Annotated in this window: 18 protein-coding genes; 6 read left to right on the top strand and 12 right to left on the bottom strand. The window is 70.9% G+C overall.

What is annotated here, in order from left to right:
• Positions 1–144: 144 nt before the first annotated feature.
• On the top strand, positions 145–1,311 hold the full coding sequence (locus ACIO5D_RS36645; RefSeq protein WP_400800550.1) for an anion permease: 1,167 nt from the start codon (positions 145–147) through the stop codon (positions 1,309–1,311).
• Positions 1,308–1,517, top strand: coding sequence for a hypothetical protein (locus tag ACIO5D_RS36640; RefSeq protein ID WP_400800547.1), 210 nt, complete (start codon positions 1,308–1,310; stop codon positions 1,515–1,517). The genes ACIO5D_RS36645 and ACIO5D_RS36640 overlap by 4 nt, the downstream gene beginning before the upstream one ends.
• Positions 1,518–1,890: 373 nt before the next feature.
• On the opposite strand, the gene ACIO5D_RS36635 is transcribed toward ACIO5D_RS36640, so the two are convergent.
• Positions 1,891–2,073 (bottom strand): hypothetical protein, encoded by a 183-nt coding sequence (locus ACIO5D_RS36635; protein ID WP_400800545.1) that lies wholly within the window; start codon positions 2,071–2,073, stop codon positions 1,891–1,893.
• A 95-nt stretch (positions 2,074–2,168) separates the two neighbouring features.
• Between ACIO5D_RS36635 and ACIO5D_RS36630 the strand changes: the two genes are divergently transcribed.
• The gene (locus ACIO5D_RS36630; RefSeq protein WP_400800542.1) at positions 2,169–3,323 is read left to right on the top strand and encodes a tyrosine-type recombinase/integrase; all 1,155 of its coding nucleotides are present in this window, start codon (positions 2,169–2,171) and stop codon (positions 3,321–3,323) included.
• 57 nt (positions 3,324–3,380) lie between these two features.
• On the opposite strand, the gene ACIO5D_RS36625 is transcribed toward ACIO5D_RS36630, so the two are convergent.
• Entirely contained in the window at positions 3,381–3,572 is a 192-nt protein-coding gene (locus ACIO5D_RS36625) for a helix-turn-helix transcriptional regulator (protein ID WP_400764316.1), read from the bottom strand.
• 270 nt (positions 3,573–3,842) lie between these two features.
• Between ACIO5D_RS36625 and ACIO5D_RS36620 the strand changes: the two genes are divergently transcribed.
• Positions 3,843–4,562: a hypothetical protein gene (locus ACIO5D_RS36620; protein ID WP_400800539.1), complete on the top strand. Its 720-nt coding sequence runs from the start codon at positions 3,843–3,845 to the stop codon at positions 4,560–4,562.
• 213 nt (positions 4,563–4,775) lie between these two features.
• On the opposite strand, the gene ACIO5D_RS36615 is transcribed toward ACIO5D_RS36620, so the two are convergent.
• The 7 genes from ACIO5D_RS36615 to ACIO5D_RS36585 all read right to left on the bottom strand — a co-directional run bounded on the left by ACIO5D_RS36615 (position 4,776) and on the right by ACIO5D_RS36585 (position 15,974).
• The gene (locus ACIO5D_RS36615; RefSeq protein WP_400800536.1) at positions 4,776–8,489 is read right to left on the bottom strand and encodes an ATP-binding protein; all 3,714 of its coding nucleotides are present in this window, start codon (positions 8,487–8,489) and stop codon (positions 4,776–4,778) included.
• 98 nt (positions 8,490–8,587) lie between these two features.
• Positions 8,588–9,718 carry a hypothetical protein gene (locus ACIO5D_RS36610; protein ID WP_400800534.1) on the bottom strand — a complete coding sequence of 377 codons (1,131 nt, stop codon included), beginning with the start codon at positions 9,716–9,718 and terminating at the stop codon, positions 8,588–8,590.
• A gap of 5 nt (positions 9,719–9,723) precedes the next feature.
• Positions 9,724–11,805 carry a methyltransferase, FxLD system gene (gene fxlM, locus ACIO5D_RS36605; RefSeq protein WP_400800531.1) on the bottom strand — a complete coding sequence of 694 codons (2,082 nt, stop codon included), beginning with the start codon at positions 11,803–11,805 and terminating at the stop codon, positions 9,724–9,726.
• Positions 11,806–11,820: 15 nt separating this feature from the next.
• Positions 11,821–13,083: a lanthionine synthetase C family protein gene (locus ACIO5D_RS36600; protein WP_400800529.1), complete on the bottom strand. Its 1,263-nt coding sequence runs from the start codon at positions 13,081–13,083 to the stop codon at positions 11,821–11,823.
• Positions 13,080–14,768: a thiopeptide-type bacteriocin biosynthesis protein gene (locus ACIO5D_RS36595; RefSeq protein WP_400800526.1), complete on the bottom strand. Its 1,689-nt coding sequence runs from the start codon at positions 14,766–14,768 to the stop codon at positions 13,080–13,082. Before ACIO5D_RS36595 ends, ACIO5D_RS36600 begins: the two co-directional genes overlap by 4 nt.
• A gap of 80 nt (positions 14,769–14,848) precedes the next feature.
• A complete protein-coding gene (locus ACIO5D_RS36590; RefSeq protein WP_400656948.1) occupies positions 14,849–15,010 on the bottom strand; it encodes an FxLD family lanthipeptide in 162 nt (53 codons plus the stop codon).
• A 73-nt stretch (positions 15,011–15,083) separates the two neighbouring features.
• Positions 15,084–15,974 carry a TauD/TfdA family dioxygenase gene (locus ACIO5D_RS36585; RefSeq protein ID WP_400800524.1) on the bottom strand — a complete coding sequence of 297 codons (891 nt, stop codon included), beginning with the start codon at positions 15,972–15,974 and terminating at the stop codon, positions 15,084–15,086.
• A 177-nt stretch (positions 15,975–16,151) separates the two neighbouring features.
• On the opposite strand from ACIO5D_RS36585, the gene ACIO5D_RS36580 reads away from it, so the two are divergent.
• Both ACIO5D_RS36580 and ACIO5D_RS36575 read left to right on the top strand, forming a co-directional pair.
• Positions 16,152–16,580 (top strand): NUDIX domain-containing protein, encoded by a 429-nt coding sequence (locus tag ACIO5D_RS36580; RefSeq protein ID WP_400800522.1) that lies wholly within the window; start codon positions 16,152–16,154, stop codon positions 16,578–16,580.
• Between the two features lie 3 nt (positions 16,581–16,583).
• A complete protein-coding gene (locus tag ACIO5D_RS36575) occupies positions 16,584–17,732 on the top strand; it encodes a helix-turn-helix domain-containing protein (RefSeq protein ID WP_400800518.1) in 1,149 nt (382 codons plus the stop codon).
• A 134-nt stretch (positions 17,733–17,866) separates the two neighbouring features.
• Here the strand turns inward: ACIO5D_RS36575 and ACIO5D_RS36570 are convergent, their stop codons facing one another.
• The 3 genes from ACIO5D_RS36570 to ACIO5D_RS36560 form a co-directional block, all read right to left on the bottom strand.
• Positions 17,867–18,151: a hypothetical protein gene (locus ACIO5D_RS36570; protein ID WP_400800516.1), complete on the bottom strand. Its 285-nt coding sequence runs from the start codon at positions 18,149–18,151 to the stop codon at positions 17,867–17,869.
• A gap of 2 nt (positions 18,152–18,153) precedes the next feature.
• Positions 18,154–19,311 carry a hypothetical protein gene (locus ACIO5D_RS36565; protein ID WP_400800513.1) on the bottom strand — a complete coding sequence of 386 codons (1,158 nt, stop codon included), beginning with the start codon at positions 19,309–19,311 and terminating at the stop codon, positions 18,154–18,156.
• 154 nt (positions 19,312–19,465) lie between these two features.
• Positions 19,466–19,852, bottom strand: coding sequence for a roadblock/LC7 domain-containing protein (locus ACIO5D_RS36560; protein ID WP_400800510.1), 387 nt, complete (start codon positions 19,850–19,852; stop codon positions 19,466–19,468).
• Positions 19,853–20,325 lie beyond the last annotated feature (473 nt).

Here is a 20,325-nt window from a genome sequence, read left to right as displayed (position 1 = left end):
GCGCGGGGGGGCTCGCGCCGGCGGGGGGGCCCCCCCCGCCGGGGGCCGGTGGGGGGCCGGGGGGGGGGCGCGCGGGGGCCCGCGCGCCGCCCCCCCCCCCCCCCCGGCCCGGGCCGGTGCGACCGACGGGCTAGGTTCGGGCCCGTGACCGGCAACGACGCGGTCCTGGCGCTGGTTGTCGCCACCGCGCTGGGTTTCGACTTCACCAACGGATTCCACGACACCGGCAACGCCATGGCGACCTCGATCGTCACCGAGGCACTCCGCCCGCGCGTCGCGGTCGCCGTCTCGGCGGTGCTGAACCTCGTCGGCGCGTTTCTGTCGACCGCCGTCGCGGCGACCATCGCCGGCGGCCTGGTCGACAGCGGCGGCGTGACCCTGACCGTGGTCTTCGCCGGCCTGGTCGGCGGCATCCTGTGGAACCTGACCACCTGGTTCCTCGGCATCCCCTCCAGTTCCTCGCACGCGCTCATCGGCGGCGTGGTCGGGGCGACGATGGCCGCGGCCGGCGCTTCCGCCGTCAAATGGCAGGGCCTGGTCTCCAAGGTGATCGTGCCCGCCGCGCTGTCTCCGTTCATCGCCGGCACGGTCGCCGCGATCGGCACCTACCTCGTCTACCGCCTCACCCGCGGCGTGCCCGAACGCCCGCGCGGGCGCGGCTTCCGGCTCGGCCAGGTCGGCTCGGCCTCCATGGTCTCGCTCGCCCACGGCACCAACGACGCGCAGAAGACCATGGGCGTCATCACGCTGGCCCTGATCGCCAACGGCACCCTGGACACCGGGGCCAGGTCCCCGACCTGGGTGATCGCATCCTGCGCGACAGCGATCGCCCTGGGCACCTACCTCGGCGGCTGGCGGGTCATCCGGGCGCTGGGCAAGGGGCTCCTGGAGATCGAGCCGCCGCAGGGGATGGCCGCCGAGTCCGCTTCGGCCGCCGTGATCCTCTCCTCCACCGACTTCGGCTACTCGCTCTCCACCACCCATGTGGCCACCGGGTCGATCCTGGGCTCGGGGGTAGGCAGGAAAGGCGCCGTGGTGCGCTGGCACATCGCCCGCCGGATGGCGGTGGCCTGGTTGTCCACCCTGCCGACCTCCGCCGTGGTCGGTGCCGCGGCCTACTGGGCCGCCCACTGGATCGGCGGGACCCCGGGCATTGTGGTGATCTTCATCGCGCTGGTGCTGGCCTCGATCGCCTTCTTCGCGGCCTCCCGCCACCCCGCCGTGACACCGGAGAACGTCAACGCCGCATGGACGGGTTCGGTGGCCCCGGCCCCGGCCCCGGCCCCGGACACGGAGAAGGTCACCTGGTGAACTCCTGGATCAACCTGGCCGCGCTGTGGAAGATCGTCGCGGTCGGCCTGCTCGCCGGCGCAGGCCTGCCGGCCCTGTTCGCCATCGGCCTGCGCGCCCTTAACCCACCGGCCCGGACTGGCGGCGACGCCGTCGCCGGCCTGTGCTTCGCCGCAGTGCTCGCCGCGATCGGCTGGGGCATCTCCGTCATCGTCAACCACCGCTGAACGGTCCGGCCGACAGCAACAGGACCGAGGAGGTCGGCGCCCGCAGGGCCTGCCCGTTGGCGCTGACGGTCCGGGCCGCAACCGTTGTCCGGCCGGAGGGCGGCGGGAGGCCGCCGTGCCATGACCTCCGTCATCGCGGATCAATGATGAGCCGCGGACCCCGTGGGCGGACGGTCGCCGAGGTGGCGGCCTCCCGGAGGCGGACGGGCTCGGCCGGTCGGAGCCGCCGGCGGGCCAGGACGGCCGGCAGCGCGGTGTTCACCCCCTCGGCGTGGGTCCACAGCGGGCGGGCCCATCGCGGCCCGACGTGCGGTCTCGCGCTGCTTCCGTGGTGCCCCGACGTCGCCGTCGGCCAGATCTGGGTGACGCCATCTCAGTCGGCCTGTGGCACCGGGGGATTACCGCGCGGGGTGAGGGTCGCCCCCGGCAGGACGGGGGCCGGAAGGCGGTCTCCGGGGTGGCCGGTGACGCTGCCGAAACGGTCGGACTCGCGCTGCCACTCCTCGCGGGCCTCGACGATGTCCCGGTGGCTGCGGCCGATGAAGTTCCACCACATACCACCTGATCCGCGTTTCTTCCCAGGTCAGGGGCGTGGTGGACCATCCGCGGTCAGCAGAACGTCAGCATCGGACGGGATGGAGACCGCACACGATGGCACCGAGGACCCTGGCCCGCGGCATGGGCACCTTCTTCAAGACCTGCGAGCACCCGCAGGCGCGGTGGTCGAAGTGCCGGCACGACTACAAGATCCGCTTCCGCAACGCGGCCGGGAGGCAGACCGAGGAGTCGGGCTTCGCCACCCAGGACAAGGCGATCGACCGGCTCACCGAGATCTACCGGACGAAGCGCGAGAACCCCTGGAGCCAGAGCAATGCCGAGCGCAACCGCAAGTACGGCGCGATGAACTTCGGCACGTACGTCGAGGAGTGGAAGGCCGGCCAGCGCGCGCTCGCCCCGGCGTCGCTGAGGCACCTCGACTCCCTGCTGGAGCACCACCTCTACCCGGCCTTCCACAGCCGCCGGATGGCCACCTTCGACCACAAGGTCGTCGACGCCTTCATCCGGACCATGGAGCGCAACGGCGTCGGCCTGGCGACCCAGTCCAACGCCTTCGACAAGCTCAAGTCGATCCTGCTCGACGCCCACCGCCTCGGCCTCTACCCGGAGAACCCGCTCGACGGCGTCACGCCGCCCCAGTACGACCCGAAGCGCGCGGTCATACCGTCGCTCGTCCAACTCGGCGGGATACGCGAAGCCGGCGATGAGACCTTCAACCTGGTTGCCGAGCTGATGAGCGGCTGCGGCCTGCGCAACGGCGAGGCCCTTGCCGTCAACATCAACAACATCGTCGCTGACGACGTCTACCGCGTCAGCGAGCAGGTCAACCAGACGACCAAGGACTACGCGCCGCTCAAGCACCGCAAGGAGGGCGACTACCGGGACGTTCCGCTGCCGGCGCGGACCCGGATCCGCCTGCTGACGTACGCGGACACCCACGGCACCATCGACGGCTATCCGCTTCGCCACCCGCTGGACATCAGCAAGCCGTACCCGTCCTACTACCTGCAGAACCAGTGGGACCGGGTCAAGCGGGCCGGCGACGTCGACATCCCCGAGGGCATGACGATCTACGGCCTGCGGCACTTCTTCGCCTCGAACTGCCTCAGCCACAACATCCCGATCACCGACGTCGCCGAGTGGATGGGGCACAAGAGCATCGACGTGACGTTCAAGATCTACCGGCACCTGATGCCCGGCTCCATCGGCCACGCCGCCCAGGTCCTCGACCTCGGGCTCGCGGCCTGAAGCAGGTGGGGCCCTGTTCATCGCTGGCCAGGGCCCCACATGTGTCGTTGTCCGACATCAGCCGCCGGACATCCGCTGCTGCTTCACCCAGGCATGGACCTCGGTGACCTTGAACTGCAGCTTCGCATTGCGCCCGCTCCCGAAGCGGTACGGGACGAGGCCGACCTTGGGCGCCTCGCGGTACACCCACTGAACGGACATGTTCAGGTGCTCTGCGGTCTGCTTGACGGTCATGAACTGTGTGGACACGGGCTCTCCTCAGGGCTGGCGGGTTGCCACAGGTGTCCAAAGTTGCTTCCGTAGTGGCGGTTTGGGAGTGCCGTGGTCGCGTGGTAGGTTGCCATCGCCATGCAGGTCCGGGCTCCAGTGCCGGGTCTGACAGCGCCGCTTGGTCGACCATGCGCGCGGATTCGTAGTCCGAGCGACACGTCGCTGTGCGGATTCTCCCTATCCCTGGTGGCGCTGACGCACGAGTGCGCGCAGCGGCACCGCTCATGAGAGGTCCGGCAGGACAGAACGATGGTCAACTCTTTCATTGCGCACACCAGCCCGGGGCGTAGCCGGGTCTTCGCCCTCCACAAGGACCCGCACGATCGCCTGGAGGCGGTCACCACGCTGGGCGGGGACGACGTTCGGCTGACCGAGGACCTCGTCGGGGTGCTCAACACCTACTTGGCGGACCGCGATGACGTCGCGCTGCAGGCTGTGCTGGACGGCCTCCCCAAGGCTGTCCAGATGGCCACGAGGCGGTACCTCAAGGACGAGTGCCCGCCGGAGATGGGAGCTTTCACCAGCTTCGGGCCGATCGAGATCGTCCGCGAGGCCGTCTGCTTCAGCCGGATCGACGACGAACTCGAGGACTACCTCCAAGGTGCCTACATGATCGGCCTGGGAATCCGCATGTCGAACGAGCGCGACAGTGATGGCGACGTCGACTGGGTGGTCCAGCTGCGCAACGACGAGGTCTCCGTGCCGGCCAGCGCCGAGCCACGTTCGTGGGAACTCCCCTCCGGAGTCGCGCTCTTGGAGACCTGGACCAGCAAGGAGCCACATCCCGGGCTGGGACCCGTTCGTGCTGCCCTCGGCGTGGCAGCCAGGGCGAGCGCCGACGGCCAGTGGGTGAGGATTCACACGCTGCTCCACAGCCATCGCGACGTCGACTACGAGGGCAGTGGCACCTCGGAATTCGTCGTCGACGTCTTCGATGCGCCGATCCCGCAGCGAAACTCTGAAGAGTAGGCCGCTACGCTGCCCGTCGTCCGCTGGAGGAGTTGCTTCCTCAGCGGACGGCGGGCGGGCTGTCATCCTGAGAGGACGGGTCTCTTGCAGTAAGCCTTCGGTCTGCCAGCCGGGCGGTACCTTGAGCGGGCTGAGCAAGGTGTCGGTGCAGAGGTGGTTGAGAAGTGGCCTGGCTGCTACGGGATACCGGGCCTACCCTGCTCGTGCGAGGAGCTATGGTCGCGGCACCCGGGGGAGCGCGTCGCGGAGGAGCTGGCCAACGTCCGGTACCGGGACGCCCAGGTGGGTGAGCCAGTCGACGATCTGGGCAACGGACACATTCATCACCCGGGCCCGCTCGATCAGATCTTTGAGGGACACCTTGCTCGCCGAAGACAGATGCTCGTCCGACTGTTGATCAAGAAGCTCCATCGCGGTGGTCAGGGTGAGCCCCTGGGGAAGTTCCCGGCAGGAGACAGGAACACCGTAGGCGTCGAACCGCTCCACTAGCGCGTACGGTGTGCAGAACATACGTTGAGCGGCCACTAGGATATGGGCGAACGGCATCTTGTCGCCCGTTCCCACTTTCCACCACGAGCATGGTCCGGTTGGGTCGAGCAGTAGCTCGTCCAATTCGTCAGGGGTTGACGGAACGCGTAGCGGGACCTCGTAACCGTAGTCCTTCAATCTGGAGATCACGTCCGGCAGCGGTCGTCCGTCTGCTGACTGCAGGATCACCTCATAGAGAACCGGACCGGGCGGACACTGGTCCGCGGACAGCTCGTACCACTTGTCGTGAAGCACAGCGAGATCGTCGATCGAGGCGTCCATGGGGAAAGCCTCCGGTGTGTGAAACCCCAGTTCTGCGTACCTCCGGAGGATCTCCGGCGGGGCCTTTTCCAGAACTGTCGCGGCTTTGAGGATCTGCAAGGGGGGCAGGGAGATGCCACGGTCCAGCCAGGGCGACGGCCCTTCGCAGAGATCCCTGAGCAGTTCAGTGGTCTCCAGGGTCGGATGTTCGGGCAGACCTGTGGGGTCAACTGACATCCCGTGAGCACGGAAGCGTGCGCAGACCTCGGAAACGCTGAGACCGCGTTCGACGCTGGCCTGGGCGATCAGGCCAGCTGGCACCGTCTTGCCGATGCCGAAAAAGCGTTTCCCTGGACGGGCGCTGTCGCTGCGTAACAGCTCATCGAACGCAGCCTTGCATTCGGTGGGAGTAGCGGGGGGAACTTCGGGGTGAAGGTTGTCCAAACCGATTCGAGTGGCCCGTCGGGCCGCGTCTTGTGGCGGGACGCCCCAACGGTCCACTGCCTCGGCGAATCGAGCCTCCCGCAAGTCCGCGGTGGCGTGCCAGCGCCAGTAGCTGGTTCCCTGGCTCTTCTCGGAGAGAAGCAGTTGGTCCGACGGCATCGCGGGCAGCACAGGAGCAGTGCCCCGCAGCTCCGGACAGAACTCGGCAAGGTCGTCGAGAGTCCTGTGGGGAGCGTGCGCGAGGAGTCGCCAGAGGAGGATGTGGTCGGCTGGGGACCCTAGGAAGCCCCATGGCTCCTCCCCTCGGCGGGAGGACTTCTTCGACAGGAGATATCCGTCCCCCGGGAGGATGCCTGTGCGTACGAGGTCGAACAGATGCCCCTCAGAGCTCAACTTTCGGCCCGCCGTGATGGCCGCCGTTGTCAACAGGTCTGCCAGCTGAGGTGTGGTCGCAGCGATCCGACAGACCCAGTCGTAGTTCGGCAGGTCTTCGTCGACCGATGCCAGGGCCTCCGCCGCAGGCGTGAGGAGACTCAGCAGGGCGGGCGAGATGTTGTCGAGTACCTGGACGCGGTCGGCGGACAGCTGGGTCGGAGCGTACGGCCCGGTGAGGTTGACCACGACTCCGCTCAGGCCTGCGTTTTCCGTCGACAAGACTCCTACACGGATCGATGGTTGTACTACCAGACCGTCCACGAGGAGCGCTCCGCCGTGCTCCGTCCAGGTCACCTGGACGCCCTTCGGTGCATCGGCCCAGGCGGTTCGGGCGCCGTGGGCGTCGAAGCCGAAGCGTTCCCGCTCCGGCTGTTTCCGCACCTGGAGCAGCCCGACTGGCCAGTCGGCTCGGCGGCCCCCGTGAACGACCGCGGTGTCGAACTCCGCTACACCGAGCACCCGTTCCAGCACGTCCACGCACGACCAGGATGGCGCCGAATCCCGGAGGTGGAGCCGGACCGTGGTCCCGCACTCCTCGCCCTTGGGCGCACGTTCGACGATCCGGAAGAGGTGGCCCGGGCCGTGGATCGACACCTCCAGGACCGGCCCGGGGCGGCCTGTGGGGCCCATCCGGCAGGTGGTGACGGTGAGTTCGTCGGCCAGCATGAAGTAGCTGAGCACGCCGATGCCGAAGCGGCTGTTGGGAAACAGTTCGACCGGCGGGTCAAGCCCCTCCCAGGCTGCGCGTTCGAGCCTGAACTCCGGCTGCTCGGCGAACCGCGCTCCGGCCTGGGAGAACACGCCGCGTAGTTCCGCGTCCCCCATGCCGATCCCGTTGTCCCGGCACTCTACGTACCCGCGGCCGTCCGGGTCGACGCCCTGTTCGAAGGTGATGCGGCCCTTGTAGTGGTAGGAGGCGGGTTCGGTCCGGTCAAGGTATTCGGTGCGCGCGCGGCGGTAACGGCAGGCGTCCAGGGCGTTCTGGTAGAGCTCGCGCACCGCGAGGTCGCGGTCCTTGTAGAGCTGGACGCCCATCAGGAGTTCGCGTACTTTGCGCTCGTCCATTCGGAACCCGGCCCAGCCGTCGAACACGCCGGCGGCGGGGCGGACCTGGTCCGCCGACAGCCGGGAGGGCAGGGCCGGCATGGCGCAGGTGATACGCTCCCGGCCCGCGCGGTCGACGGCGTGCAGGACCTCGTCGGCGCGTGCGGTGTACGCCCGCAGGCCCTCGATGACTGCCTCGTGGTGGCAGTCGGCGCGCAGGACGGGCAGCGCTGGATCGCCTCCCCATGCGGCCCGTTCAACGGTCTCCCGGAGCTGTCCGAGATCTACGGGGTGCGGGATGCCGAGGTGTTCCACCACGACGTCCGGCAGCGCGGTGACGTCCAGGCATGTGCTGAAGGCCAGCGCGAGTAGCAGGACCAGACGGCGGTCGCGCACCCGCTGGTGGCCGGGGCCGCGGACCCGGTCGTCGGCCGGCAGTTGTTCCAGGAACTCGGCGTTGGCTACGTCGGGCCCACGGCGGATGCCGTGCAGCAGACGGGTGATCCGGGCGGTGTCCAGGATCTCGCCGAGGTGGCGGGTTTGTTCACCCACCGCGTCCAGCAGCTTCGCCACGTCCGCTGGGTCGGCTAGCGCGCCACGGCGCAGCAGCCACCGGTGGAACAGCCACCAGCGGATCGGCGTCGCCGATTCGGGCCGTAGCTGAGTGCGGTCTCGCAGCATGCCGTACTCGTCGCCGTATGCCTCGAAGGACAGCCGTTCGGGGCCCGCTCCGGCTGTGTACTCCAGTCGCGCCGGGGCGACGGTGGCTGCGAATTGGGCGGCCGCCCGCAGCTGGTTGGCGCGGTAGAGGAACGGGAGGAGGACGAGCAGTGCGGCCTCGGCGGGATACAGCTCGAACGGGCCGTCCGCCTCCGGTTCGCCCAGCAGCCACTCCACCCGTTCGGCGAATCGCACTGCCATGCCCGGGTCCTGCCAGGGATCGTCACCGAGCGCGGCCTCGGCCCGGTCGCGCACCGCCGCCAGCGCTCCTACGACGGCCAGCGTGTGCGCCCGGACGACCGTCGTGTCCCGGGCAGTCGGCACGTGGTCCCAGATGGCTGATGCGGCGGCCGCCGTCGTCCAGGGGTCCATCTCCGGTGTGCCTCCGGCATGCGGCGGGTCACCGTCAAGGTGGAAGTGGACGGTCCCGCCTTGGACCACCGGCCCGTGGAAGGTCCCGCCGTCCACGAGGTTTCGGATCTCTGTGTCCCCCATAGCGGTAGTCATAGCACGGACGTCCAGTGGCATGTGAACCAAGAAGGCGCCCCTTCCAGGGGGCCAGAACGGCCGTGGCGGACGCGCTCTTGGCTGTGTCAGGCCATTGGGGTGTGGCGGCCGAGGGGATCGCGTCCGGGCGAGCCCGGGTCGAAGGGGGAGCCCTTAAGTACCGCACGGGCGACGGCGAGGGCGGCTTCCATCCGGCGCTGGATGGGTGCGGGCATGATGGCGGAACCGAGTGCGTAGGCGGCGAGAGCCCGTTCGAGTGTCGCATTCCTCTCGGGGCCGAGGCGGGTGCGGAGGCCCTCGTGGGCGAGGAGGTCCCGCAGGGCGTAGCCGTCGCGAGTCTCACTCGTTCGGTTGGACAGCTGCTCGATCAGGTTCTGGGTGGTGGGCGAGGCCAGGCCGGACGCATCGATGGCGGTCAGGGCGAGGCGGGTGGAGAACACGGCCAGGCCGTCGTTCGCTTCGAAGGTGAGGCAATGGTCGATCGCGTTCTCGGCGGCATCACGGTCGTCGGGGCGGCACAGGGCGGTGAGTACGGAGGTGACTGCGTCCTCCCATGGGTCGCCCGGTTCGGTGGCGGCCAGCAGAGCGTGGGCGCTGGGTAGGCCACCGGTGGTGGCAGCGGCGAGGATGGCGGTCTGGCGGCCGTCGAGGATGCGTTGGCCGATGCCGTGGTGCTTCTCGATGTGGCGCAGGGCGTCTGTCCAGCGGCCGGCGGTGGTGAGGGCGCGGGTTCCGTCGGCGATGACGACGCGCCACAGCCACTGGCGGACTTCGTGACGCTGCTGGTCGGTCTCGGTGAGGTGGGCGGGGATGGTGATGCCGTCGAGGGTGGTTTCGGTGGCGGTGGTGACAGCTCGGTAGAGGTCGAGGAGGAGCTGGTGGCCGCGCTGGTGGTGGCCGGCGCGGATGTGGAGGCGGGCGAGGTTAACGATCGGTTCCAGGCCGCGGATGGCGCTCATCGCGGGGAGTGGGCCGCGCGTGAGGTAGAGGGCGGCGTGGCGGTGGCAGAGCTCGCGGGCGTAGGTGGGCAGGGCGAGGTCGGAGGCGAGGAGGGCGGCTTGGTTGAAGACGGTGGAGGCGAGGCCCGGGTCGTTCTGCCGGGAGGCCGTGTCGGCCAGCTCGGAGAGCCGGCCGACACGGTCGTTCAGGGGCAGGCACGCGGGCCGGTGGCGTGCGACCAGCGGGAAGCGCTGGGCGATCGGTCCGGTCGGGTGCACGCGGGCTACTCCCAGGTGACGGTGATGGGGTGGTGGGGACGGTCCAGGGCAAAGCGGCCGGCCGCCGGGTCGGCGGTGGCGGGGGCGTCGGGGAGTTCGATGCGCAGGGCGCGGGCACGGAAGTCGGTGTTCCAGGTGCGGATCTGTTCGGCGACGAGGTCGGCGAGGGCGGCGCCCGCTGGGCCGTGGCCGATGACGCCGGTCTCGTACGTCTTGCGGCCTTCGGCGTCGGGCTCGCCGGGGCGCAGGGTGAGGTAGGCGAGGGAGCCGGCGTCCACGGTGGCCATGGCGCCCCAGCCGAACATGGGGGTGATGCCGCGTTCACGGGCGTTGCTGGTGACGCTCATCCGCATCAGGGAGTTGGGGAGGGTGAGGGCCAGCCACAGGTCCTGGTACTCGTAGGTGGTGCCGGCCGGGATGGCGACGCCGGTCCAGACGTTGTGGCGCTCGGTGTCGAGGACACCGAGCAGCAGGTCGGCGTCAACAGCATCGTGCTGGTCCTTGTGGACCTGGAGAGTGACGTCGCCCTCGTGGGTGAGGGCGACGGTGCGGCGGGCGTCGTCCATGCTGCCGCGTAGCGGCATGAAGACGGCGAGCTGGTCGTCGACGGACATCCAGCCGTTCTCGCCGCGCTCGAAGGCGATGGTGCGCGAGGCGGTGCCGCGCAGGCGCAGGGGCAGGACGATCCGTCCGGTGGGCTTGACCTGCTGGAGCCAGGCGGTGGGCATCTCGCTGGTGCTCACCGTGGCGATCAGCCGGTCGTACGGGGCGCGGTCGGGGTGGCCGAGCGCGCCGTCGCCGAGGACGGCCTCGACGTTGGTGGTGCCGGCGTCGGCGAGGTGCTTGCGAGCGCCTTCGACGAGGTCCTCGTCCACATCCACGGTCACCACGTGCCCGTCGGGGCCGACGATGTGTCCGAGGTAGGCGGCGTTGACGCCGGTGCCGGCCCCGGCTTCGAAGATCCGCTCGCCGGGCTGCGGGTCGAGCTGTTCCAGCATCAGGGCGACGATGGCGGGTTGGGAGGCGGCGCTGATCTGGGTGCCGGAGCCGTCGGCCTTGGTGTAGGTGGGGTTGTCGGCGTAGGCGGTCCCCAGGGGGAAGCCGGGCAGGAAGTGCTCGCGGGGCACGGCACGGAAGGCGGCCTCGACCCCGCTGGTGCGGATGGCTTCCTGGTCGAGCAGGCGGTCGGTGAGGCTGTCGCGCAGCTGCTCGGCGGTCGGGGTGGTGGCGCTGTCGCTGAGAGTAGTCACGTGGGCGACCCTAGTGGTTGTGCGGATGGTGGACTGCGAGGGTGCTGGGCCCTCGCCGGGGTGGAAGATGGTGTCCAACGCGCGTGCGGCGGTGGCGGATTGGTGATCGATCGGCAATCCGGCGCGGTTGGCGTGGAAGAGCAACAGGTGGGCGAGGACGGCGCGCAGTCCGCGGGTGAGGCGGCCTTCGCGTGCCAGGTGGACGAGGTCCTGTCCGGCCGTCTCGAAGGCGTCGACCCAGCCGATGTGGCCGGCGAGCGGTTCGCCGGGGCGGGCGAGTCGGCGGGTGTCGAGGGTCATCAGGCGGCGCATCGCGGCGTTCAGCGCGGCGGTCCGTTCGGGGGCGAGGCCCGGCGGCGCGGGGCGTTCGGCAGCGAACTTGGCCCAGACGTCGCCCTGTTCGTACCAGTCGAGGCCGGCCGCGCGGAGCATGGCGGAGACGAGGACGACGAAGGTCTCGGTGCTGCGGAGTGCAGGCGGGTCGGGCTTGGCGGCACGGGCCATCAGGTGTCGGCTGTCGGTGTGGAAGAGCCGGTGGGTGATCTCCATGGCCTCGGGGCCGCCGAACGCCTCGGTCTCCGGCTCGTAGACCACTGTGGCCCAGCCCGTGACGAGTCCCGTCTCGACGAGCGTGTCCAGGAGTGCGGTGACGACGGGGGCGGAGGCGGCGGCGCGGTAGCGCAGCCGCAGCCCCTTCTTGCGCATGTACCACCAGTCCTCCAGCACGCCGGAGTTCTGGGCGTGGTCGAGGACGGGGGCCAGGTGGTGGGCGGCGACCTGTTCGACGATGCAGGGGTCGTTGAATGTGAGGTCGTGCTGGATCCAGCCGGTGGTCATCAAGGGGGTCCTTGGTCAGGCGGTCAGGAGACAGGCGTCCCAGCGGGTCACCGGCGTGGTGCCAGTTGCGGGGGCGAGTAGGGCGAGGGCGGTGCCGGCCGCGCCCTCCAGGAAGGCGGGCCCCGCCGTGGCGAGGACGTGGTGGGCTTGCGCGTCGGGGTCGGTGCGGGGCGGGTGGGCGGTGTCGAGGAGCAGGGAGGTGGCGGAGCGCAGGTGGTCCGCGTTGTGGGGGAGGGCGTCGGTGGCGGCGCGGTGGGCGATGTGGGCGAGACCGGCGTAGCCGTGGCAGGCCGACAAGTCGGTGATCGCTGTGAGTGCCTTCGGATCGGCCAGTGCTGCGGCGAGAGCGCGCTCGGCGTCGTTGCGCAGGTGGTCGTCGCCGAGGGCGAGGGCGGCGAGCTGTTGGGCGCGCGCGATTCCGGCGGCGCCGTAGCACCAGCTCGGCCGCTGGGGCGGCAGCAATCGCCTGCGCCCGGCGCCGTCCAGATGGGCGGGCGTGATCCAGTACGGCCAGGCGTGGCCTTCGCGCCAGCGTTCCAGCCAGGCCAGGATGGTGCGGATCGCTTCGCGCTGGCCGTCAACCTCGATGCCGAGGCGCAGGGCCAGGGCGAGCAGTGCCAGGGGGCCTGCGATGCCGTGTGCCACGCCGGTGTTGGCGTGCCCGTCCGGGAACCGCTCATCCGGCCTGCCGGAGGGCCCGACCAACGTCCACCAGCCCGGCAGCGTTCGGCTGTCGTGCTTGACGTCGTCGGTGAGGCGGACCAAGCAGCCCAGGACCCGACGGATGGCCTCGCCGCCGGGCGACCGACCCAGAAGTACGGAGCCGATGCCGGCCAGGCCCCGGATGGCGTCGAACTCCGCGAGCGCCGGCAGGTCGCCGTGGTCGAACCGGGCGAGGGCTGCGTCGCAGCGCCGCATCGCGTCGTTCGCCACGACCTGGTCGAGGTGGGCGAGGGCGCGCTGGTAGGAGCCAGGTCGGGCCTGCGTGGCGCAGGCGAGGGCGTGTGCGAGGGCCGGCGCACCGTAGTACAGGTAGCTGTCGGCGCCGCGCGTCACCGGGGTCGCGGCGGCGACGGACAGCCAGGTGCGGACCGGTTCCCACGGGCCTCGGCCGGTGGCGGCGCGTTCGATGTGGAGCAGGGCGATGGCGGGGGCGCCGTGGGCGAGGGACTGGCGCCACTGTGGGCGGGACGACCAGGCGGGCGGCACGGCGTCGGGGTCGGTGAGCAGTTCGGCGATCCGGTTGGACAGCCGGAGAGCGGGGTGTGGGGTGGTCACCGGTCACCGTCCCGGGCGAGGCGGGCGAGGGCGGTGGCGCGCGCCAGGTAGAGGACCTGGGCTTCGTCGTCGAAGTCGATGCGGTGCGCCCGGACGAAGGAGCAGTGGAGGAGGGAGCCGAGGACGTCGTCCACCTGCACGCCTTCGGTGTGCGGGCTGGGGAAGAAGCGGCGGTAGGCGTCGAGCGCCTGATGGCGTGTGGGCCAGGCGCCCAGGATTGCGGCACCGGTGGGCTCGGCACGCAGGGCTGCCCAGTCGTGAGCCGGGTCGGCCAGGCGTACGGCCTCGCGGAACACGGGTCGTGGGACGGCGGCCGGTGCCTGGGAGGGGACGTTGTCAACGAGCCAGCGCAGCCCGGCGGTGGCCGAGCCGGCGAACCCTGCCGTGATGGCGACGGCGTGGGCTGCGAGCAGCGCCTGCCGGTCGGGCAGCGTGGGTTGGGAGAGCTGAGCGAGAACGGTGGCGGAGTCCGCGCGGAAGACTTCCTCTGCTGCAGCCCAAGCGGGTCCTTCGCCCCACCGGCCGGTCTCCGGGTGCGAGGTGGGGTACACGACCTCCGCGAGCAGTCCGGCTTGGTTGAGGTCGGAGGTCCAGGTGCTGATCACGGTGGCGGCGGGCCCGAAAGCGGCTGGCTCGGGCAGGGCGATGCGCAACCGCAGGTGGTGGCGCGGGTCACGGAAGCGGACGAACCACCACTTCGGGTTGCCGAGCCGCTCCAGGAGGTCGGGAAGGTGTCGGGCGAGGACGGTGTCCTGGCGTTCCAGGTCGCCGTAGAGGGAGGCGAGCAGTACGCGGGAGGTGCCCGGCGCTTCGCCGTGGCCCCGTCGCAGGATTCGGCTCGGGGTGGGCTTGGGCAGGCGCGGCCACGCCGGCGCCCGGGTGACGGTGATGGGAACGACGATCTCGTGGGCTCGACCGCTGGCCCAGCCGAGGTCGGCGGGCTCGGGCTCCTCGACCAGGACAGCGTGCGGGGCGGAGCGGAGGTGGTCGCGTAGCAGGGCCCGGTGGCCGGGATGGTCGAGGTCGAGCGGCAGGCCCTGGCTGTCGGCGGCCAGCAACACGTGCCGCGGGGCTCGGCGCCGCTCCGCCCACGACGTGAGGGCCTCATCCCACCGTCGCTGCGAGGCGTCGCCGGAGGGAAGTTCGGCGGCGGTGAGACGCCAGATGGCGGGGGAGAGGATGACCCGCCGGTGCCGCAGCCGAGGACGGAAGGGCAGTGCGTGGAGCGAACCCCAGTCGAATCGGGTGACCTGTGCGGCCTGGGCGCGGGACAGCTCGGTGACCAGCCGGGCGAGCGGCGGGGTGTGGTGGCGGAGGTTGAGGGCGTGGGTGGCGGCGGCCTCGATTCTCACACCGAGTGCCGGTGCCGCCAGGTACATGCGCCGCCCGTCGCAGCCCACCGCCAGGTCCTGCGGGCTGAGTACGCCTTCGGCGGCGATGCGGTGCTCGGCGAGGCTGATCACCAGCCGACCCGTCGGCAGGCTTCGGGTGACATGCCCGCTGGCGGGATCCAGCGGCGGGAACGAGATCTGGGCGGTGACGGCGTGCTCGTCCATCGTCGGGAGGTCCGCCAGCAGGGTGGTGAAGGCAGTCCGGTTCTCGGGGTCGAGGAGGTGGAGGAAGCGGCCGACCGAGACGCCGGCGGCCCGGGACACCGAGGCGGCCATGGGAGCGGGTGGGCGCATCGCTGCGGACCTCGGGATTCGGAGGTGGGCGGGGGCGGGGGGTTCCCCGGGAACAGGTCCCGGGGAACCACCCGGGAGGGTCAGTGCACGCCGGTGGTGCAGGCGCCGCAGGTGGAGCCGCAGCCGTCGTCGGTGAGGACCTGCAGGCTGGCCGCGTCGGTGGTCTCGACGGTGCGCACGTCGAGGTCGAACTCGTCGCTGACCGCGACGGCCGTGGTGGCCTTGGTCTCGGCCGGGATCATCTGAGCCATGGTGGCTCCTCCTTGAGGGTTTCCCTTGCGGGTGCCTGGAGCCGGGGCGCGGGTGCGCCCCGCATCACCAGGAGTCGATGGGTCGGCAGCGCCGCGATTCGACGGCCGACTGCCCGGCGGGGGCGGGCGGTTCGACGGACTCTGCGGCGTGGGCGCGCCCGTGCGGGGTGGAGAGGCTGGTGGGGGACCACGGCTGGCGGAAGCCGGGTCCGAGACCGAGCGCGGGGTGCGGCTCGCCCAGCGCGCGCAGTATCAGCCGCTCGCCCGAGAAGGCGGTGCGGCCGTGCAGCAGACGGTGGTTGTCCAGCACGACGCCCTGTCCGGGGGCCAGCCGGAGTCGTTGAGTGTTCCGTTCGATGGCCTGGCGGAGGGTGGGCAGGTGGGCCTGGGCGTCGGGGGAGAACCGGGCCAGGTCGTCCTGGCGCAGTCGCAACCGCCACCACCCGGCGGGCAGTTGCTGGAACACCGAGGCGAAGTGGCCACTCGATCCGCCGAAGTACGCGGCTCGCTCCGCGGACAATGCCTCGATGGCGGCGGGGTGGTGCGCGGCCAGCTCGGCGAGGACGGCCCGGCCGTCCACCAGCAGGCTCTCACCTCCCGCGTCGCCGGCCCGCGCACACGCCAGCAGAAGCAGACGGGGCGGATCCGAGTGCTGCGCGCACTCGGTGTGCAGGGCCAGCGCGCCGCGCCCCAGGCCCGCGAAGCCCGGTCGCCCGCTGTGGCGGCCGGTGTCGTGGATGACGGTCAGCCCGTCCGGGTCGGCATCCCGGTGCTGCCACAACGAGGACATCAACCGGCCGGTCGCGACGAGCACATCGCCCCGACCGCCCAACCTTGCGAGCCTCAGCAGGCCGTCCTCACGCAACACCTCACCGGCCTGCTCGCGCGCCGCTCCGTCAAGTCCGCCCGTGACGAAGTCGTCTCCGCTGGTGCCACTGGTGTTGAACGACGGCATGGTGAAGCTCCCTCGTGGGACCGAGTGGGTGGGAGGCGACACACTCTCCACGCCCCACCCACCCGATGGAAAGTGACAGATTGTCAAAGCGAGATCACCGCACCGTGGGGCATCGCGGAGGCCCGTGGCTGCTACCTTCGACAGGCCCGTGCCCGTCTGCGTGCCTCGGAAGAAGCGATGAACGAGACTGAACAGCCCTACGTGCCAAAGACCTTCCCGATCTCCATCAAGGGCGTCGTCCTCGACCCGCAGCAACGGGTGCTGCTGCTGAAGAACGAGCGCCAGGAGTGGGAGCTGCCCGGTGGGAAGCTGGAAGGCACCGAGACCCCCGAAGAGCGGGTTGTCACCGAGATCCACGAGGAGAGCGGCTGGACGGCCACCGCCGGCCCCCTGCTGGACGTGTGGATGTACGAACCGATCCCCGGCCGCCAGGTCTTCATCGTCACCTACGGCTGCACCGCCACCGACGCGCACCAGGCCCCGGTCGTGAGCCACGAACACAAGGAAGCCGGCCTCTTCCACCGCGACGAGGTGCCCGGCCTGGCCATGCCGCAGGGCTACAAGGACTCCATCGCCCGCTGGTACGAACTGCACCACCAGGCCTGACCGGTGACCCGGATCGATCCCCACGGCGGCATCCGCTGGCACTGGACCACCCCCAGGGCCCAGGACATCCTGCGCCGCCGAGCCCTGCCCGAGATCCTCCAGCTCTACCGCGAACTCCACGGGCTGCCGCAACAAGAGCTCGCCGACGTCCTCGGCTACTCCACCAGCTACGTCTCCCGCATCGAGACCGGCTCGCGCACCATCACCGACCTCGGCGCCCTGCGCCACATCGCCGAACGCCTCGGCCTCCCGCCGCACTGCCTCGGTATCACCGACGACGCAGACGGAGACCACCAACTTGTGATCCAGCTCGCCGAATCCGTGCTGCGCCTGGCCGAGATCGCCCGCCAGGCCGGCCAGGCCACTACTGCCGTCGCGGAACTGTGGCCGCTGGTAGCCCGCCTGGAGGCCCGCACCGCCGACGGCCACGCCGACCTCGACACCTTGCGCCTGCTCGCCCGGGCTCGAGTCGGCCTCGGCGTCGCCCTCGGCCACGTCCTGCCGGAGGAGCGCCTGGCCACCGCCGCCCGCTGGACCGGCAAGGGCCTGAACGTTGCCCGGCGCCTGGGCGACCCCGGCCTGCACGCCAACGCTCTGCGCCACCACGGCAACGAGCTCCGCAAAGCAGGGTTGCACCTGCGCGCGCTGGACCGACTCGGGCAGGCCCGAGACACCGCCCGCACCGCCACCGAACGCGCCGAGGCGGTCGTCCTGCTCGCCCGCGCCGCCGGGGCCGCGGGCAACGCGGTCGTCTTCGACACCGCGATCGAGGACGGTCACCGTCTCCTGGACGAGGCGGCGCCCACCGCCCTGTTCTCCGGGTTCACCCTCCACGAGGTCCGCCTCCGGGGTCTCATGGGCACGGGCCGGGTCGCGGAGGCCGTCCGGCAGCTCGACCGCGCGCCCGTCGCCGGACTCGCGGCGACCTCCCAGTGGCGGATCATCGCGGCGATCACCGCGGGCGAGGTGCTGCTGAGGAAGGGGGATTCCACCGGAGCGGCGCAGCAACTCGGCGCGGCGGTCGATGGGGCGACGCTCCACCACCTGCCGCACCAGCTCCAGCGCGTCCTGCGGGCCGGCCGTAGCCTGCCCGAGGTCCGGGAACGCGCGGGCGACGCCTTGGCGCGGCTGCGGGCCGCGATAGCGGCCTGACCTCCGACCCGGCAGCGCGGCGACGATGAGCATGGCGATTCACATTCCTGAGCTCTGAGCTGAACCGTCTTGACGGTGTGGTGGGGCGTCGCTCAGCGTGCGGAGCAGGCGGGCCGCGGGGCGGTGAGCGAGGGTCACCCGGGCAGTAGCGCGAGCAGCCGACTCTGCAGGCGTTCCACGTCGCGGCTGCTGCCCAGGTTCCGGTACTGGTCCTGGCTGGCGGCGTACCAGCTGGCGGCGAGTGCGGGCAGGTTGCCGCGTTCGGCGGCCTGTCCGAGGAACTCGATGCCGTAGGCCGCCCAGTGGCGGTGGCCGAGGCGCACGAACTCCTGCACGGCGGTGTTGATGGTGCCCGCCGCGACGTCGTGTTCGCCGGCCAGGGACTGGGCCTCGCCCAGGAAGACCTTCGCCCGGGCCACGTTCAGCGGGTCGGGCGGGGTGAGCGATTCGAGGTCGGCGACGGCCTGCTGGAGCAGCGGGATGCCGAGGTCGGTGTTGCCCTGGCGGGCGGCGGCGGAGCCGAGGAGGATCTCGGCGAGGCCGGCGCCGCGCCGGTCGTCGAGGTCGGCGTAGAGTTCGATGGCGCGGGTGAGTTCGGGCTCGGCGACGGCGTACCGTTCGGCCTCGTACAGGGTGGCGCCGATGCCGGCGGTGCACTGGGCGATGCGGACGGGGTCCTGGTCCTCGGTGGCGAGGGTTCGGCCTTCCTCGTAGAACCGGAGAGCGTCCGTTCGACGCCCGCGAACGTGCCGAGTCCGTCGACGAGTTCACGGCCGGGAACACCGAGGGCCCAGCCCGCGGCCCACGCAGCGGCCACGGCCATGGCATTGTTCGTCCCGGCGACCGGCACGGTGAACGTGTGGCGTTCGCCGTCGGCCTGGACGGTGACGCGGTGCTCCTCTCCGGTCCAGAACGTCCCGAGGACCTGGACGTCCATGCCGGTGCCGCGGCCGACGGTCACCACCCTCGGACCCGGCCGGTGCCTGCGCAGCCGGTCCGCCAGTTCCTGGCAACCGGGCTGGGCGACCCACACCACCACCGTGTCGCTCCGCTGGGCGAGGACCTCCATCTGGTCCAGCGCTTCCTGCTGGTTCCAGAACGCCGGCGGTGCCGCATCCACGGCGGTGATCAGTGTCACCGTGGGGCTCAGCCCTTCGCCGAGCGTGCGGAAGCGCCAACCGGGCGGCGACGTCTCGTGGCTGGAGCCGTCCGGACAGAGGTCCACCACCAGGACCTCTCCGCCGCCGTCATAGCCGGCGGAGTCCCCCATAGGGGCTTCGGCGAGGATCCACCCGGAATCGCGGCTGACGAGCGCACAGGTGAGCGCGGCGGAAGCCATGGTGGTTGAGTGGCTACCGGCGACGGCGACCGTGACCGGTGCCGTGCCGGCCAGCAGCTCGACGGCCCGCGCGTAGCCCATCATGGGCAGGCCGTGGCCGGCGATGTGGCTGGTGAGGTCGTGGGTCACGGTGTTGTCGCCGCCCCAGATCAGCGAGGCCGTACCGGGGGCGACCGCGCGGAGTGCAGCCCCGCTACGCTCAAGCCGCTCGCTCAGCTCGGGACGAAGGCCCGCCTGCACGAGGGAGATCGTGACCCGGGCGTGGCGTCGGGTGAGGTAGGAGGCCAGTCCGCCATGCCGGGGCTGAGCGGGTCGGGGATGTGCACGGTGCCGAGGACATCGGGCAGCGGCAACGGGCGCCGCGGGCGGGTCGGGGCCTTGGTCGAGATCGGGTTCACGCCGCAGCCCCCACGGCGACGGTGCTGTCCGCCAGTCCGACGAGCCGGGCGGCGATGTCGCCCAGCTGGGCGTTCTTCCCGCACACCGCGGCGAGCATCGAGCCGTCGTTGGCGCCGACGAGAATCAGCGTGCGGCCGGACCGGTCCTCGATCACGCTGTGGCCCAAGAGGCCCCGCTCGGCGGTGCTACGGCCGATGATCTCGGTGCTGCGGTTGCTCACGGCGTGCAGCGCCGCCATCGCGGCCGACCAGTGGTCGGCCTCGTCCTCGCCGACCCCGGGCGAACAGCCGAGGACCAGCCCTTCGGGGCTGACGTGGATGGCGGCGAGGGCGCCGGCGGTGCCGGTGACCAAGTCCTTCAGGAACTGCGGATGGCGCAACATGTGAGCCTCCTTGGCCAGAACGAACGCGGGGGAGGAGGGGTCGAAGCGCGAGAGGATCGGCTGGGACCCGAGGGGATCGCCGGGGCGGCGTCTCCAACACGTTCAGAGTGGCCAAGGGGACGGTGCGAGCGGGAGGGGGGCGATGGGGACAACCTCGGGATGGCCTAGTTGTCCCCATCAACGGAGCCGAGCAGTCTCGATTGCGTAGGCGAACAAGAGGTACAGCCCTACTTGCATCGATCGATATGGCATCCCGGTCTATGTGGTGGTGGACCCGTATGCCGCCGAGGTCGCTGTCCACACCCCGACCGCCGGCTCCGGCTACATCGTGGCCCACACGCGCAAGTGCGGCTCGGGAGAGCTGGCCGACGGATGGGTCTAGGGCCTGTGTGATGTCGTGATCAATATTGCGGTTCCGTGCCCACCCGAAGGCGGAATCCGGTAGGACGCTGTGTGTGACGCGTAGGCAACTC

Source organism: Kitasatospora sp. NPDC087315 (assembly GCF_044744345.1).
Classification (GTDB): Bacteria; Actinomycetota; Actinomycetes; order Streptomycetales; family Streptomycetaceae; genus Kitasatospora.
Note: the sequence above shows the minus strand (reverse complement) of the source record. Positions and strands in the feature narration are given on the sequence as shown.

Coding starts and splice junctions, on each gene's coding strand:
- ACIO5D_RS36635 (WP_400800545.1), bottom strand. CDS start 2,073: ATGTGGTGGAACTTCATCGGCCGCAGCCACCGGGACATCGTCGAGGCC.
- ACIO5D_RS36630 (WP_400800542.1), top strand. CDS start 2,169: ATGGCACCGAGGACCCTGGCCCGCGGCATGGGCACCTTCTTCAAGACC.
- ACIO5D_RS36620 (WP_400800539.1), top strand. CDS start 3,843: ATGGTCAACTCTTTCATTGCGCACACCAGCCCGGGGCGTAGCCGGGTC.
- ACIO5D_RS36615 (WP_400800536.1), bottom strand. CDS start 8,489: ATGGGGGACACAGAGATCCGAAACCTCGTGGACGGCGGGACCTTCCAC.
- fxlM (WP_400800531.1), bottom strand. CDS start 11,805: ATGACCACCGGCTGGATCCAGCACGACCTCACATTCAACGACCCCTGC.
- ACIO5D_RS36595 (WP_400800526.1), bottom strand. CDS start 14,768: ATGCGCCCACCCGCTCCCATGGCCGCCTCGGTGTCCCGGGCCGCCGGC.
- ACIO5D_RS36590 (WP_400656948.1), bottom strand. CDS start 15,010: ATGATCCCGGCCGAGACCAAGGCCACCACGGCCGTCGCGGTCAGCGAC.
- ACIO5D_RS36585 (WP_400800524.1), bottom strand. CDS start 15,974: ATGCCGTCGTTCAACACCAGTGGCACCAGCGGAGACGACTTCGTCACG.
- ACIO5D_RS36580 (WP_400800522.1), top strand. CDS start 16,152: ATGAACGAGACTGAACAGCCCTACGTGCCAAAGACCTTCCCGATCTCC.
- ACIO5D_RS36560 (WP_400800510.1), bottom strand. CDS start 19,852: ATGTTGCGCCATCCGCAGTTCCTGAAGGACTTGGTCACCGGCACCGCC.